Raw genomic sequence first — 16,067 nt, 5'->3', positions numbered from 1 at the left:
CGGTTAAACCTTAGGATATAATTTTGACTCATTATTATGTTTAGGCGATGCACAGACCTTTCCAATAAGTGTCAGTTCATCGCCAAAATCCGTAGTATGAGCTACAAATAGCAATACACTTGCTGAAGTATCCACCGATGTAGCGTAGTTTACCGCCTTATGCATCGCTCTTAGCTCAACTAATCCTCAGCCAAGTCAATACAGGCTATTCGCACCAGGAGAGTACACACACAATGAACAACATTTTTTCCAAACTCAGAGACTTTGTGGGTCTAAATGAGCAAGTAGAATACGAGTATTACGAAGAAGAACCAGAAACAGATAATAATTATCAAAATCTGTATCAGCAAGAAAATCCCCAACCAGCGCCACAAGAGAGTCCAGCCGCTCAAAATCGACGCTGGCGGGAACCAGTGCCTACAATGGGAGATGATATGACAGCAGGTTCAAAGCCAATGGGGAATGTGATTGGTATGCCAGGAGCAATTAACGGAATTTCGGAAGTTTTAGTACTCGAACCACGCACCTTTGAAGAAATGCCCCAGGCAATTCAAGCGTTGCGCGAACGCAAGTCAGTGGTATTAAATCTGACAATCATGGACCCAGATCAAGCTCAACGAGCAGTAGATTTTGTTGCAGGTGGTACTTACGCATTAGATGGACATCAAGAGCGCATCGGAGAAAGCATCTTTTTGTTTACACCAAGTTGCGTCCAAGTTAGTACCCAAGGTGGCGTTCTTCATGAAGTACCACAACCACCAGTACGTCCCTCCCGTCCTACAGGTACTCCAAATCAAACCTGGGGCAACGAAACTAACCGGATGGCACAATAAAGTTAAATTAGTATTTAGTCCTTTGTCCTTTGTCATTTGTCCTGGGTTTTGCTCATGGTGACAAATGACAAACGACTAATGACTAATGACCAATGACTAATGACTAATGACTATAAAATTTGGCCTAATTGGTGGCGGGGTAATGGGAGAAGCGCTCTTATCCAGCCTTATCGCGCGTGGAATTTATCAATCATCAGAAGTCATAGTTAGCGAACCGCTATCTTCACGCCTAGATTTTTTAAAACAGCAATACGCTGTTGCTGTGACGACAGATAATAGCCAGGTTTTCACCGAAGCAAAAGAAGTTCTATTTTTGGCAGTGAAACCGCAGGTGTTTAGTGCGATCGCTCAAGAATTAGCAGATATTGATATTCTTAATAGAGAACATACACCTCTAATCATTTCTATTTTGGCAGGTGTGCCCTTAAGTCAGCTAGAAGCTGCATTTGTGCAATTGCCAGTGATTAGAGCAATGCCCAACACCCCAGCAACGGTGGGAGCAGGAGTTACCGCGATTTGTTTAGGTGCATATACCAATGCCAAGCATTACCAAATAGCACAGCAAGTTTTTTCTGCTGTGGGTGAAGTTGTAGAAGTGTCAGAAGCGCTGATGGATGCAGTTACAGGGCTATCTGGGAGTGGCCCCGCTTACGTGGCACTGTTAGTAGAAGCACTTGCAGATGGTGGAGTCGCCGCAGGTTTACCTAGAGCGATTGCCAATCAACTAGCCTTGCAAACCGTACTGGGAACAGCAAAACTGTTACATGAAACCAAAATGCACCCAGCAGAACTCAAAGATCGCGTTACCAGTCCCGGTGGTACAACCATTGCGGGGATTGCCAAGCTAGAACAGGCAGGATTTCGTTCCGCTTTAATTGAAGCAGTCAAAGCTGCCACAGAGCGATCGCAAGAGCTGGGAAAATAATAAAGAGTCCTTTGTCATTTGTCCTTTATCCTTTGTGAAAAACTTATGACTAATGACCAATGACTAATAACGAAGTTGACAAAAGACTCGTTAGTATAGTAAACAATCTGGTTGCAAATGTGATTGAGTGAATTATCCTGCACCGTCTCCAGAACTTGACTTAGGGTTTATATTCCCCTTTGATCTGGATCAGTTTCAAAAAGAAGCGATCGCGTCCCTGAACGCTGGACGCTCCGTAGTCGTATGTGCCCCCACAGGTTCGGGCAAAACATTAGTTGGGGAATACGCCATTTATCGCGCCCTAGCGCGAGGAAAACGTGTATTTTACACTACTCCCCTGAAGGCGCTGTCGAATCAAAAATTACGTGACTTTCGAGAAAAATTCGGGTTTGATCGAGTCGGGCTATTAACTGGAGATGCTTCCATTCACAGGGATGCACCGATTTTGGTGATGACCACAGAAATTTTCCGAAATATGCTCTATGGTACACCCATTGGGCAAATCGGCATCTCATTAGTAGACGTTGAAGCGGTGATACTTGATGAATGCCACTACATGAACGATCGCCAGCGCGGTACTGTTTGGGAAGAATCAATCATCTATTGTCCCCGTGAAGTGCAACTGGCAGCCCTCTCAGCAACGGTTGCCAATAGCGATCAACTCACCGATTGGCTAAATCGCGTTCACGGGCCAACAGACCTGATTTACTCTGATTTTCGCCCAGTTCCCTTAGAATTTCACTTTTGCAATCCCAAAGGGTTATTTCCCCTGCTAAATGATAGCAAAACCAAAATTAACCCCCGACTTCAGAAGAAGAAGGGAAAAGGGGGAGAAAGGGACAGAGGGAGAAATGGCAGACCGGAGGCTCCCGGTATAATTTATACCCTCAGCCAGTTAGAGCAACGGGATATGCTACCAGCGATTTACTTCATCTTCAGCCGCCGGGGATGTGATAAAGCGGTGGCGGAAGTGGGAGATTTATGGCTGGTAAATAGTGAAGAGTCCCAAATTTTACGCGAACAGATTGATGACTTTTTAGCTCGCAATCCCGAAGCAGGGCGTTCGGGACAAATTGCCCCTCTATACCGGGGAATTGCTGCCCACCATGCGGGAATTTTACCTGCTTGGAAAGCACTGGTAGAAGAACTATTTCAGCAAGGGCTGATTAAAGTAGTATTTGCCACCGAGACATTAGCAGCGGGAATTAATATGCCCGCCCGGACAACGGTAATTTCTACCCTTTCTAAACGGACTGACACCGGACACCGCCTATTGAACGCTTCCGAATTCTTGCAAATGGCGGGACGAGCAGGCCGCCGGGGGATGGATAAACAAGGTCATGTGGTGACAGTCCAAACTCCCTTTGAAGGAGCCAAAGAAGCGGCGTATTTGGGAACATCCAAGCCAGACCCTCTAGTAAGCCAGTTTACGCCCAGTTATGGCATGGTACTCAACTTGCTGCAAACCCATACCCTAGAGCAAACCAGGGAACTGATAGAGCGCAGTTTTGGGCAGTACATGGCGACTTTGCATTTACGGCCAGAATACGATGAGATTGCCGAATTGCAAACCCAATTAGCTCAACTTCATGAGCAAATCGCCGCAGTTAATGAAAATGAACTGGCTGTTTATGAAAAATTGCGGCAACGCCTGAAGGTGGAACGCCAGATATTGAAAACCTTGCAAGAGCAAGCACAGGAAAACCGCCAAGAGGAATTGGTGATGATGTTGGGCTTTGCAGTATCAGGAACTCTGTTGAGTCTCAAGGGGAAAAATATCACAGTGTCTTCCCCGGTAACGGCAGTTTTAGTAGGAAAATCGCCTGGTTCTGGTCAAGCTCCTTACTTGGTATGCTTGGGGCACGATAACCGCTGGTATGTGGCAACTACAGGGGATGTAGTCGATTTGTATGCCGAACTACCGCGAATAGAGGTGCCGCCTAATGTACTACCACCGCCAGAAATGCCTTTGAAGCCAGGACAATCGCGCCGTGGTAACGAAGAAAGTTTTGCGATCGCTGTGTGTATTCCTAATCCGATAGAATCTTTGCATCTAGCACCAGAAGTAGCAGAACAACTCAGTCACGTTACCGCCATCCAAGAGCAATTAGAAGCTCATCCCCTACATCAATCAGGCAATGCCGCAACGCTTTTCAAGCGTCGGGCCCGCTATGTCGAATTAGAAGCCGAACTCGAACAGTTGCAAGGGCAAGTAGAGCAACAGTCACAACGTCATTGGGAAGAATTTCTCAATTTAATCGCCATTCTGCAACATTTTGACGCTTTGGATAACTTAGTCCCCACACAATTAGGGCGAATCGCTGCCGCCATTCGAGGGGAAAATGAATTGTGGCTGGGTTTAGTATTCGCTAGTGGTGAATTGGACAACTTAGACCCGCATCATTTAGCAGCAGCAGCAGCGGCTTTAGTGATGGAAACCCCCCGTCCAGATAGCAAGGTTAACTTTGACCTTAGTAATGAAGTGGCAGAAGCCTTGAAAAAATTGCGGGGAATTCGCCACCAAATGTTCCAACGACAACGGCGGTATAACGTAGCGCTGCCTATATGGTTGGAATTTGAGTTAATTGCCATAGTCGAACAATGGGCGCTGGGAATGGAGTGGATTGAACTCTGCGAGAACACTACCTTGGATGAAGGCGATGTGGTGAGAATTTTACGCCGAACTTTGGATTTATTGTCGCAGATACCCCACATTCCCCATTTGCCAGACTCTTTCTTGCGTAATGCCTATCGGGCGATGCAGTTGATTGATAGATTCCCTGTGAATGAGGTGGTTGAATAAATAGGACGTGGCAATTTCTGTGCGTCTTTTTCTCTCAGCACTTACACAAAAAAAGGCGCTGTAGAGGCAATTCATGAATTGCCCCTACAAATCGCCCTAACAATCAATTTGCATGTGGCCAAATAATAGTAATGGTACGTAGTTAAAAATGCTTCTTTGGTTTCGTATATCTTTTATACGTGATTAATCACGTGTATCTAACAAAAGTTATAGTCGCTATCAGCGCTATTCAATCTTAGTACACCAAGTTTCCAGTACCCTGCAACTGACGCAAAGAATTTATACATAATGGACAGTCGCAACCAAATACCCTAATTGCAGCATCGCTTTCCTCTTCAGTAAAGTTCAACATCGCAATATTCTTATCTGATACTGATGTGACAATTGTTGAGGAACTTTTAGAGGTATATGGACGTTTTCTCTCTGAATCTCGAATGCACACAAAATCTTGCCCACCATGTGGGTTAGTGATACAGGTACGACCGTCTTGTGTGTGTAGTAATCGCTGTGTAATGCTACCACTAGCATGGGCAGGATGAAATGCCACCAGCGTAGACATCATCGACACAAAAATTGAGGAAGTGGAAAGCAAATTCAGGAGAATTTTTTTGTTCATAGATTTCCTTGAAAAAATTGTCTACTAGATTAGGGTATTCGATTAACTTTCAAACTTCAAGTAAATTTTCCCTGAGAATAGCTAGATAGACACTTGTTACCCAAGAAAGTTCCATCTCTACACCAGTTGGATTGTAAATTATTTACTACATCATAATTCAGCAATCAAAAAGACTTGATGTCTAGCTTTGAGACGCAAGTTATGTAATTGAGCAAACTTAAATCCGCTGTATATTCCCAAGATAGTGATTGTTGGCTTGATGCAAGTATAAGAGCTTAACTAAATTAAAGCTCGTAATTAGCGGCTGTAACCCTCTAAGTTTTTATACAGAGCGATAAATCGCTTACTACGAACAAAAGTTACATCTGAGATTATTCTATACAATTCAGAACCATTAGCGCTATCTTTAGAAGATTATAAATCTTAATTTTAACCAAAAGATAACACATGTATTTAGCAATAATTTTGAGATAGATTCTCGTTCTTAAAATATCAACTTGTAAAAATTTATTTTTTTGATTACATTTGGGAAAAGGCTAATATATCAAGTAATTTACTAGGATGCATAGAAAAAATGAAGCGGAAAGTACATTCAGAATCTTCAGATTGTTGCAGCAGTGAACATGACCATCACGAGAATCATAACCATGTTCATAATCACAATCATGATGAGAATCATAACCATGACCACAATCACGAACACGGTGGAGAATTCAATCTGAAAAATGAGATATTGCCTTTGGTAGCAATTTTAAGTTTATATGCGCCTGGTGTAATTTTTGAAAATCAATTACACAATACATTCTACTCAATAGGTGAATATCTGCTTTTTATTCCTGCTTATTTATTAAGTGGATGGAGTGTTTTAAAAACTGCTGGGCGCAATATAGTCAGAGGTAGAGTATTTGATGAAACGTTTTTGATGACAGTAGCAACATTAGGAGCGATCGCAATTCATAAATTACCCGAAGCTGTCGGAGTCATGTTATTTTATAAAATTGGAGAATTGTTCCAAGATATTGCCATCAGTCGCTCCCGTAATTCGATCAAATCATTATTGGAAATCCGCCCGGACTATGCAAATATCCAAATAGAGGGAGAACTCAAGAAAGTATCGCCAGAAACAGTAAATATTGGCGATATTATCGTTGTCAAGCCTGGAGAAAAGATTCCCTTGGATGGCGAAATTATAGATGGGAATTCGCAAGTTGATACATCTGCATTAACTGGAGAGTCTGTACCGCGAACGGTAAAAATCGGAGAAGCAGTTTTCGCTGGGACGATCAATAAAATAGGTGCGCTCGTCATTAAAGTCACAAAACTATTTGATGAATCTTCCATTGCCAAGATTTTAGACTTGGTGCAAAATGCCAAAAGCAAAAAAGCAGCAACAGAAAAGTTTATTACTAAATTTGCCCGATATTATACACCAATCGTAGTTTTTACATCTCTAGGAGTTGCAATATTGCCTCCTTTATTCATTTCGGGTGCAACTTCTTCTGAATGGGTTTATCGCGCTCTAATTTTACTAGTTATCTCCTGTCCCTGTGGACTCGTTATTAGTATTCCATTAGGTTACTTTGGAGGTGTGGGAGGTGCAGCTAAACGTGGTATTTTGGTTAAAGGCTCTACTTTTTTAGATACTTTAAATGCAGTAAATACAGTTGTTTTTGATAAAACTGGAACGTTAACGAAAGGGGTATTCAAAGTAGTAGAAATAGTCCCCTTAAATGGCTGGGATCAACAAGAACTGCTGTTATTAGCTGCCAAAGTAGAATCGCACTCAAATCATCCCATCGCTCAATCTATCTGCAAGGCTTATGGTAGGAAAATCGATGAATTTGAGATCAGAGATTATGAAGAAATAGCAGGCTATGGAATTCGAGCCAAGATTGAAAATAGGGTAGTAATAGCAGGAAGCGATCGCCTATTACATAGAGAGAAGATTTCTCACAATAATTGCCAGTTAGAGGGAACAGTTATTCACCTAGCAGTGGATAATATTTACGCTGGATATATTGTGATTGCTGATGAACTGAAAGAAGATGCAAGACTTGCTATTCAAGCACTCAAACGAATGGGTGTAGAGAGAACAGTAATGTTGACAGGAGATAATCACGCGATCGCTTCCCGCATTGCTCAACAGCTTGGCATAGATACCTACGAAGCAGAGTTATTACCTGAAGAAAAAGTTAATGCCATTGAGAAGTTACTCAGCACCGCCGGCAAGCATGGTAAAGTTGCCTTTGTTGGGGATGGGATTAATGATGCCCCAGTGATTGCTAGAGCAGATGTTGGTATGGCAATGGGTGGATTAGGCTCAGATGCAGCGATCGAAACTGCCGATATTGTAATTGTGACAGATGCTCCATCCAAAGTTGCAGAAGCAATCCAAATCGCCAGAAAAACTCGCAAAATTGTTTGGCAAAATATTGGGTTTGCGTTAGCAATTAAAGGTGTATTTATTGGATTGGGTATTTTCGGGATAGCGACAATGTGGGAAGCTGTATTTGCTGACGTTGGAGTAGCAATGCTGGCAATTTTAAATGCAACTAGAGCGATGAAATAAAATTTTGGGAAAATTGGGAATCTATAATTGGGAAATTGTAGTAGTTAAACTATGAGCGCTTCTCACTCATATTCTACTAACCAATAGTAAAACCGATGAATTCATCAATCAAAGTTATTACTACAGCTACTTTAGCTTTACTGCTAAACTATTCAGCCAACCCAGCCTTTGCAATACCGCAGAAAATCAATCATCCAGTTACTATTGCTAAATCACAAACCTCAAAAGACACCTTGATTGTTCCTGGGGAAAGAGTTGGGCCGATAACACGCACAACCACCAAGCAGAATTTAGTCAAACTGTTTGGTGCATCCCATCTCGTTGATAAAACCATTTCTGGTCCTGAAGGAATAGGTAGTTTTGCAGCTACTCAGTTAAATCTAAATCAGGGACGCTCTCTACTAGTGGTTTGGAGTGATAATACTCGTACCAAACCTCTAGATGTGCGTAACCTGGGTTCAGCTTGGAAAACCCGCGAAGGCATTGGTGTTGGAACCCCATTAAGCGAATTACGTAAGAAGTTAGGTAACTTTAAACTCTATGGATTGGAGTGGGATTACGGCGGTACTATCTTGTTGGATAGTAGTAAATTATCCCGTTATCAAGGCAAACTCATTTTACGAGTAAACGCTGCTCCCAATGCTTATGAGAAGTTTCCCAATGACTACCAATCAGTATCTGGGGATGCTACTTTTTCTTCCAGCAATCCCCACTGGAAACCTTTGGGGATTAGGCTTGCAGAAATTATCGTTGTATTGAATCCAAGTGAGTAGTGGGATGTTAAACATCAGTTTGCTTGCTAGGGCTTAGAGTAACTATGAAGACAACGTTCTCATACTGAGTCTTTGAGGCTGGTAAAGCAGTCAAGTTTCAATTAGAACAGCAACTTCTTGATGGAGAGATAAAACTGACACATCTTAAGCGATGATCTGGATAAAATTTAGTCTGGATTGCAATCATGAGACTTATGTAAATATACAGTTATTTCGTGCATAGAAATCAGGATTTACTCACCTAGAAACAAGGAAAATAGAGATATTCAGTTAATTGGTGTTTGTTTATACTATTTCAATTTTTTGTAATCGTTATACTCATAACTTAGGTTCTACCTGGGAATTAGGAAGTGGCTTTGCCACTTCTTTTTATTTATCTACTAGTCCAGTAAAAAATCGATTAAAAGTTAAAAGTAATTTTGTTGAACTTTTAACCTTTATTAATTGTTATACTATTTCACAAAATATCTGCTAAACATTCATTGATAGAGGCGTACATCTATACTATACGCCCCTATAAGCACTTCATTTCTTGCAAAGATTGTTGACAATAGTTATGATACCGTGTGCGTTTAATTGGCCAAGCAGTCTGACGGAATTTTGGTCATATAGGCATGATATTAGTCATTACTCATTGTATCTTGCCATCTTTCACGCCTGGGCTTGCTCTCCACATCGCGCGATCGCATTTCTTGCCAAGTCCCCCACATTAGGGATTGCTGTTTTTCAACATGGTTAATAAACTGCATAATTGAGTGATCTGCTTTGATGGGAGTTTTCAAATCAAACTGAATTGTTTGAAGAATCTTGATGTCACCCATGAGAAAGTACTTAGCTGTAATCTTAGTCAGCCATAGTACAACTCGATTGCATAACCAACCAAAAATTCCTTTACGTTTTTTAGTCATCAACAGAACTTGACCTTCAGTTTTTCCCCCTTCATGGAGGCGAACTGCAACCATCATGTGGATATGAAAGAAATCAGGCCCAATTGTCACAATGCCAATGCTACCGTACCAATAGCAAATACTGTAAGTTATGACATTTTTGTAGAAAAGACGGATGAGCTTAATCAACAAGAAATTGTCTTGAATGGGTGTAGTATTACTGAAAATAATCGCATTCTCGTTCAGTTCGTGTCTTTCAAAAATAATTTCTAGTGGCAATTTGTGAACTGTATTGAGGTGTTGAGCATCAATTGCATTAATCATCACCACATTGGGGTGACAGTTCAGCAAGAAGTGGGAATGGATGGCGACATCACACTCTTTTTGCTCTAACTCTGGAACAAAAGGTAGAGGTTGTTGCGGTATTTCTCCAGTCCAAACCCAAATCATCCCATATTTTTCAGCAGTAGGCCAAGTTTGTAATTTTAGGGAAGGTGGTATATCTAAACATGGGATATCAATACACATCCCCTCAGCATCAAACTTCCAGTGGTGGAAAAAACAACGTAGTGCATTACCCTCAACTTTGCCTTCAGCAAGGTGAGCGCCCATGTGTGGACAGTAGGCATCTAAGGTAACTACTCTTTTATCTTTCCCACGGTAAATTACTAATTCTCTACCCAAAATCGTGACAGGTTTTACTTCACCCACCCGCAGATTTTGAGAAGGTATTACCCAATACCATCCCTCAATAAAACGCTCTGGATTATTGAAAATTTTAGGTTTACGGATTGAGCTAGAAGTCTGCGAGTTGAGATTCATTTTTATGGTTTCACTTGAAGTGAAGCAGTTGATCTAGAAGTAACATGGGAACTCCAAAAAAAAAGTTACTTTCAGTACTATGAGAAACAGCTACCCAATAAATGAATAAAAATCATTAGGTAAAATCTTGAATAAATATTAGTAAAAATGTCAAAATTATGCCAATTTAATATCAGCTAAATTCTAACTATCCATTTATAATAGATGATTGAAAATTTACAACTTAGTAAAATCTCTAGTTAGATAAAAAGTTCCAATACTGATGCTAAGATTTGCCTAAACTCTCAAACCCCTTGGATTTAGCAAAATATGTAATAATAATTACAAAACTTGGGAAAATCTACCATGCTAACTCAAGATAAAAAACTACTTTTAATTGGTCAGGTAACAGATTTAACTGGAATACCCATTAGGACAATTCGTTATTACGAGAGTTTAGGTTTAATCAATTCATTAAGACGAACAGAAGGAGGCTTTCGCCAGTTTTCATTGGATGTGCTAACTCGTCTAGCATTCATTAAAAGGGCACAAAATCTTGGTCTTAGCCTAGAAGAGATTGGTAATATTCTTCAGGTTTATGACCAAGGGCAAACTCCTTGTGGTGAAATCAAAGAAAAACTTGAAGAGAAGGTCTTGCAGATCGATCGCCAAATCGATCAACTGTTAACTTTACGCTCTGAAATCAAGGGATTACTTTCAGGCTGGAAGAATATCAGCGACCATCATGAGAAGACAATTTGTCCGATTATTCAAAACACCTCTCAGGACTGACACTAATCAGGAATCAGGACTTTTATAGAGAAGAAACCACCACAACTCTAGTCCAATTAAGGCTAAACCTGCGATCGCAACACCGACTTTCAAGCCCAAAGGTTGCTCAATGCGTTGAAATTGGCTAGTTTGCTCTGATGAATGGGCTGGCATTTCTGCGAATGTTACACCTGATGTTCCAGTGAGCAGCACTAAAGCTATCAGGCTTCCCCAAAGCGTTTTTTTGAACATTTGCTAAATTACCCTGCAATTATGAGCTAATTTTTGGTTGAAAGTTACGCAATCTCAGGGCATTGCTAACAACAGAGAGCGAAGAAAGAGCCATCGCAGCGCCGGCAATAATTGGATTAAGTAACCAACCAAAGATAGGAAACAAAATTCCTGCCGCAATAGGAATACCAATGACGTTGTAAATAAAGGCAAAGAAGAGATTTTGCCTGATATTGTTGATGGTAGCGCGACTAAGTTGAATAGCCGTGACAATTCCTTGCAAATCTCCAGAAATTAGGGTGATATCGCTAGCTGCGATCGCTACATCTGTTCCCGTACCAATAGCAATTCCCACATCAGCCTGTGCTAACGCTGGCGCATCATTAATGCCATCACCTACCATTGCGACAATTTTAGATTTTGGGTTTTGGATTTTGGATTTGGGAAATTTCTCTATCTCCCCTTGCAATGATTGAATAATCGCTGCCTTCTGATCTGGACGGACTTCGGCAAAGATTCGCTGGATGCCAACTTGTCTTGCGATCGCATCAGCAGTTTTACGATTATCTCCAGTAAGCATTACTACTTCTAAACCTAACTTCTGTAACGCTTTCACCACTGCTGCTGACGAAGGTTTTAGGGCATCAGCAATACCCATTATTCCTTGTAGTTCGCCATCTACAGCAATCAAAATAACTGTTTTACCAGCCGCTTCCCATACATCTTTATATTGCTGGAGAGTTATGGTGTTAATTCCCAGTTCTGTTAACCAGCGTTGTGTACCAATTTGCACAAGCTGATTTGCAACAACTGCTTGGACACCACTACCTGCATTAGCTACGAAGTTCTTTGCATCTATTAAACTCACTTCTTGAGACTGGGTGTATTTTACAACCGCTTCAGCTAAAGGATGCTCAGAATTACGTTCTACCGTTGCTGCTAATTGTAAAAGTTGGAGTTCATTACCATTAGCTGTGCCGTTGATAGTTACAAAGTCTGTAACTGTCGGTTTCCCTTGAGTCAAAGTGCCAGTTTTATCTAAAACGATGGTTTGAATTTTGTGTGCTAGTTCTAAGCTGTCAGCACCCTTAATTAAAATGCCATTTTCTGCACCTTTGCCCGTCCCCACCATTACAGAAGTGGGAGTAGCTAAACCCAAAGCACAAGGACAGGCGATAATTAGTACACCCACCGTTGTCATTGTGGCTAGGGTGAGGTTGCCAGTGAAATTAAACCAAATGACGAAAGTGGCGATCGCAACGGCAATCACAGCTGGTACAAACCATCCTGTAACTCGATCTGCCAAGCGCTGAATTGGTGCTTTAGAACCTTGCGCTTGTTGCACCAATTTAACTATTTGAGCCAAAAACGTATCATTTCCAACTCGTGTCACCCGAAACTGAAATGCACCCGCACCGTTAATCGTCGCCCCAATTACCTCATCTCCTGGCTGCTTTTTGACTGGCAAACTTTCACCCGTCACCATCGCTTCATCTACCGTCGAAGCGCCTGCAATCACTTCGCCATCTACCGGAATCTTTTCACCAGGACGCACCAAAATCACATCGTTGATTCTGACTTCGGCGATGGGAACATCAATTTCTCTACCATCACGGATAACTCTGGCATCTCTAGCTTGCAGTCCGATGAGTTTGCGGATGGCTTCAGAAGTTTGCCCCCTAGCGCGATTTTCCAACAACCGCCCCAGCAAAATTAAGGTAATGACAATGGCGGCAACTTCGTAATAAATATGAGGAATCAAACCTTGAGCAATAAAAAATTTCGGGAAAATGGTGACAAACAAAGAATATAGATAGGCTGCACTTGTACCCAAAGCAATCAGCGTGTCCATCGTCGCCGTATGGCGCTTGAGGGATTTCCAGCCATTCCGGTAAAAAGATCCACCACACCAGAAAACAACAGGTGTTGTCAGCACTAACTGCACCCAAGAATTTTGCAGGAAGTTTGGAATTAAAGGTAAGTTCAGCCCAGTCATCATGGGCAACGACCCCAAAAGTAGGAAAATGCTGATTACACCTCCCACCACTACCTTGAGAGAGAGTTGGTGTTGTAATGCTCGCCTACTTGCTTTTTCAGCATCATCTTCTTCAGAGAGCAATTCTTCCTGGAGTGAGTCAGAAGAGTATCCCGCAGATGCGATCGCAGCTTGGATTTTCTCTAAATTCGCTAGAGAGCGATCGTATTTGATGGTAGCTTGCTCTGCCCCAAAGTTAACGTTACAGTCAATTACCCCAGAAACAGAGCGAATTGCCTTTTCGATGTTGTTGGCGCAAGCGGCACAACTCATGCCTCGAAGTTTGAGTGTGAGAGTATCCATAACTAGATGAACCCCTGTGATTAGTGTGAGAGGAGCGTGAAGAAGGCAGGAGGCTCTAGAGCATTATTCCTTCTCCCTCCTGCCTGTCGTTGCTAAAAATTAAGCAACTGGATAACCCGCAGCAGCCAACGCTTCCTTAATTGCTGTTTCTGATGCTTGAGTTTCTACACTGACAAGCTTGGTTGTTGGATCAGCCTGAACCCTAGCATTGGCATCGACTGCCTGAAGTGTTTTGGTGATGGTGCTTGCACAAGCAGAACAAGCCATGTTGGGAACTGTGAGTTGGAGAGTCATAGATTTACGGGATAAAATGAACAACTTAGCCAGATTGAGCTGGATGACTGAGACGTATCCCTCACACATCAGAAATAACTGGAAAGAGAGTCGCCTTGAATTTATCCTAGACTCTCTAGCCGGCTGGAGAGTCTAGAGATTTTTAAAAGTTTTTCGTTAAACTTCAAATTTCTTTACAACTTTGGTTTGGGGCAGGGCTGTTTCATTCCCTAAATGGCTTGAAAAATCAAGGGTTCTAGCGATTAAAGATTGATTATTTTCTTACCAACGTGCCGATAAAATGAAGAATTTTACTGTTGTTTAAGTGCTTAAAAGTTCATCTCATCGTCACCCTCACCTTTGAAAGGGGAGGGTTAGGATGGGGTAAAACCTTGGTTAATCAGCTATTTTAGACTTGTGTGTACACCGTAGCCTTAATCAGGGAAGGTTGAGAGGGGTCAAAATAATGTGCAGCTTCACAGAGAATTGGTATTAGTTGTTGACAGTTGAGAAATCTCACTGGAGTTGCTTGAATTTATTATTTGCCGATAGCAATAACTCTTGAGCTTTTAAATAAACAGTTGTACCTTTTTCTACCTTTTCTAATTGGTTAATAATCCCGTGTAACTGACTAATTATACGATTGCGATCTAAATTTTTGGGGTCAGTGGGAATTGAAGCCATTAAGCTTTCTATTTCTCGTTGTGCCATGAAGAAAGCCTGTACAGAATCTGCCTCAGCTTGTCGTCTTACTTTGACTTGACCCAAATTACTCTCATAAGTTGCTAATAACTTTTGTGCTTCTGCATAACCTACCAAATCTTCAGAAGAAATCTGTTTTAACCGATTAATCGCTTCTGACCATAAATTTTCTATTTGTTCCCATTCGGTAACTGTGTGTGGTGGATTTTGACCAGCTTTAGCAGCTTGCCAAGAAAATTGCTGTGCTGCGGTAATTAAAGCACTGACGCGTTCATTTCCCGCTGCTAATCCCACAACTTCTTTAAAATCACGCTTGTAGGCATCTAGTTGATTTTGAGCAGTTCTTCCGGCTAAGGTTTGTCCGGGAATTTCTTCTAACTTATCCAGTGCTGAACGCCAATCTGCGATCGCCGACTTTTTATCGGTTACTGTTGTAGCAATTTGATACTGCTGTTTTGCATTCAATAATGCCTGGCTATTATCAGTGAGCAAGGTTTGAGCATTTTTTTCCTGAAAAACCTTGGCTTCTAGTTGCCCTACTTGACGACGCGCTGCATTCAGACCGTAAATGCTGAACCGCCAGTCGTACCACCAATATTTGTATTCCGGCCAATCGTTAACCAACCCAACTGGCAAGTTATCCAAATGTGTTTTTGTCTGTTGCAGTTGTTGTTCACCCAACGCCAAATCTGCCGCACTAGTGGGTTTTTCAATCAAGTATTCAGCTTGCTCAATTGATGCCAACGCCTGTCGATAATGCTGTTCCATGCTCATGTAACTGGGTAGCAATAAAAAAGGCGCATTTTGCACCACAGTCCGGCGAATTATTGGGTAAGGTAGATTCGCCAGCCAAATCACACCTGCGGGAATACCGATAAGTATTGCTATCCATATCAACTTAGTACCTATACCTCTGTTGGCTTTGCTAGGTCTTTTTTGATGGGATATACTGCTAACCTGCCCCTGTGCTGCTATTTCCTGTTCTAATTCAGCTAGAGTTTTTGGTTGTGATGGTTTTGCTGGTTGCTTCAGTCCTGTAGGTTGTTGGCTGATTACAGATGGATTTATCCCAGAAACATTTTGAGAGTTATTACGGGAAAATTTTTTAGTAATTTTGTGTAAAAAGGTCATAAATAGATTCAGTGCTTAGTTTAGTATTCCACAACTAAGCTCGAAATAAAAACAATACGTGGCTTTTTACAAAAGCTCCAAGGGTGCGATCGCTATTTTGTAGTATTTTTGTACCATAAAAAAGGGGTATCCACAGGTCATATTGATGTGCAGGTTAAGGCAGAAATGGTAGACGTTGTGGCGCGATTGAGTCCGGTGTTGACGTTTAGGCGTAGCTGCTAAATAAAAAGCCCCTGGTCAACGCCAGGGGTATCCATCTTTATTCCCTCATTTAGAATGGCATCTGTGAAGCTATTGTAAAACCGTACTAATGCGATAAACGCATATTATTGATGATTATTTTGCAATCAGCTAGATAGGGGACTTCCAAAGAATAAATTATTCCAAGAAAAACAAGAAATATGTTTTCTCAAG

General features: G+C 41.6%; 12 protein-coding genes. 6 read left to right on the top strand and 6 right to left on the bottom strand.

The features are described from left to right. Window positions 1-233 precede the first annotated feature (233 nt). From HWQ42_RS34225 to HWQ42_RS34215, 3 genes are all read left to right on the top strand, one after another. Window positions 234-833, top strand: coding sequence for a cell division protein SepF (locus tag HWQ42_RS34225; RefSeq protein ID WP_292733451.1), 600 nt, complete (start codon window positions 234-236; stop codon window positions 831-833). Between the two features lie 106 nt (window positions 834-939). Continuing rightward, complete coding sequence (gene proC / locus HWQ42_RS34220) at window positions 940-1,758, top strand: pyrroline-5-carboxylate reductase (RefSeq protein ID WP_292820330.1); 819 nt, start codon at window positions 940-942, stop codon at window positions 1,756-1,758. 127 nt (window positions 1,759-1,885) lie between these two features. Next, a complete protein-coding gene (locus HWQ42_RS34215; protein ID WP_292820328.1) occupies window positions 1,886-4,561 on the top strand; it encodes an RNA helicase in 2,676 nt (891 codons plus the stop codon). Between the two features lie 235 nt (window positions 4,562-4,796). Here HWQ42_RS34215 and HWQ42_RS34210 read toward each other — a convergent pair whose 3' ends face one another. Continuing rightward, window positions 4,797-5,177: a hypothetical protein gene (locus HWQ42_RS34210; RefSeq protein ID WP_292733442.1), complete on the bottom strand. Its 381-nt coding sequence runs from the start codon at window positions 5,175-5,177 to the stop codon at window positions 4,797-4,799. Window positions 5,178-5,751: 574 nt separating this feature from the next. Between HWQ42_RS34210 and HWQ42_RS34205 the strand changes: the two genes are divergently transcribed. Both HWQ42_RS34205 and HWQ42_RS34200 read left to right on the top strand, forming a co-directional pair. After that, window positions 5,752-7,746, top strand: coding sequence for a heavy metal translocating P-type ATPase (locus HWQ42_RS34205; protein ID WP_292820325.1), 1,995 nt, complete (start codon window positions 5,752-5,754; stop codon window positions 7,744-7,746). Window positions 7,747-7,841: 95 nt separating this feature from the next. Further along, on the top strand, window positions 7,842-8,519 hold the full coding sequence (locus tag HWQ42_RS34200) for a hypothetical protein (RefSeq protein ID WP_292820322.1): 678 nt from the start codon (window positions 7,842-7,844) through the stop codon (window positions 8,517-8,519). A 620-nt stretch (window positions 8,520-9,139) separates the two neighbouring features. On the opposite strand, the gene HWQ42_RS34195 is transcribed toward HWQ42_RS34200, so the two are convergent. Continuing rightward, window positions 9,140-10,228: an aromatic ring-hydroxylating dioxygenase subunit alpha gene (locus tag HWQ42_RS34195; RefSeq protein ID WP_292820319.1), complete on the bottom strand. Its 1,089-nt coding sequence runs from the start codon at window positions 10,226-10,228 to the stop codon at window positions 9,140-9,142. 345 nt (window positions 10,229-10,573) lie between these two features. On the opposite strand from HWQ42_RS34195, the gene HWQ42_RS34190 reads away from it, so the two are divergent. Further along, on the top strand, window positions 10,574-10,999 hold the full coding sequence (locus HWQ42_RS34190) for a heavy metal-responsive transcriptional regulator (protein WP_292820316.1): 426 nt from the start codon (window positions 10,574-10,576) through the stop codon (window positions 10,997-10,999). 6 nt (window positions 11,000-11,005) lie between these two features. Here HWQ42_RS34190 and HWQ42_RS34185 read toward each other — a convergent pair whose 3' ends face one another. The 4 genes from HWQ42_RS34185 to HWQ42_RS34170 form a co-directional block, all read right to left on the bottom strand. Then, window positions 11,006-11,230, bottom strand: coding sequence for a hypothetical protein (locus HWQ42_RS34185; RefSeq protein WP_292820312.1), 225 nt, complete (start codon window positions 11,228-11,230; stop codon window positions 11,006-11,008). 19 nt (window positions 11,231-11,249) lie between these two features. After that, window positions 11,250-13,547: a heavy metal translocating P-type ATPase gene (locus HWQ42_RS34180; protein ID WP_292820309.1), complete on the bottom strand. Its 2,298-nt coding sequence runs from the start codon at window positions 13,545-13,547 to the stop codon at window positions 11,250-11,252. Window positions 13,548-13,646: 99 nt separating this feature from the next. Beyond that, complete coding sequence (locus tag HWQ42_RS34175; protein ID WP_292733424.1) at window positions 13,647-13,841, bottom strand: heavy-metal-associated domain-containing protein; 195 nt, start codon at window positions 13,839-13,841, stop codon at window positions 13,647-13,649. A gap of 495 nt (window positions 13,842-14,336) precedes the next feature. After that, window positions 14,337-15,653 carry a hypothetical protein gene (locus HWQ42_RS34170; protein ID WP_292820306.1) on the bottom strand — a complete coding sequence of 439 codons (1,317 nt, stop codon included), beginning with the start codon at window positions 15,651-15,653 and terminating at the stop codon, window positions 14,337-14,339. Window positions 15,654-16,067: the final 414 nt, after the last annotated feature.

Source organism: Nostoc sp. JL23 (assembly GCF_017115065.1).
Classification (GTDB): Bacteria; Cyanobacteriota; Cyanobacteriia; order Cyanobacteriales; family Nostocaceae; genus Nostoc; species Nostoc punctiforme_A.
Note: the sequence above shows the minus strand (reverse complement) of the source record. Positions and strands in the feature narration are given on the sequence as shown.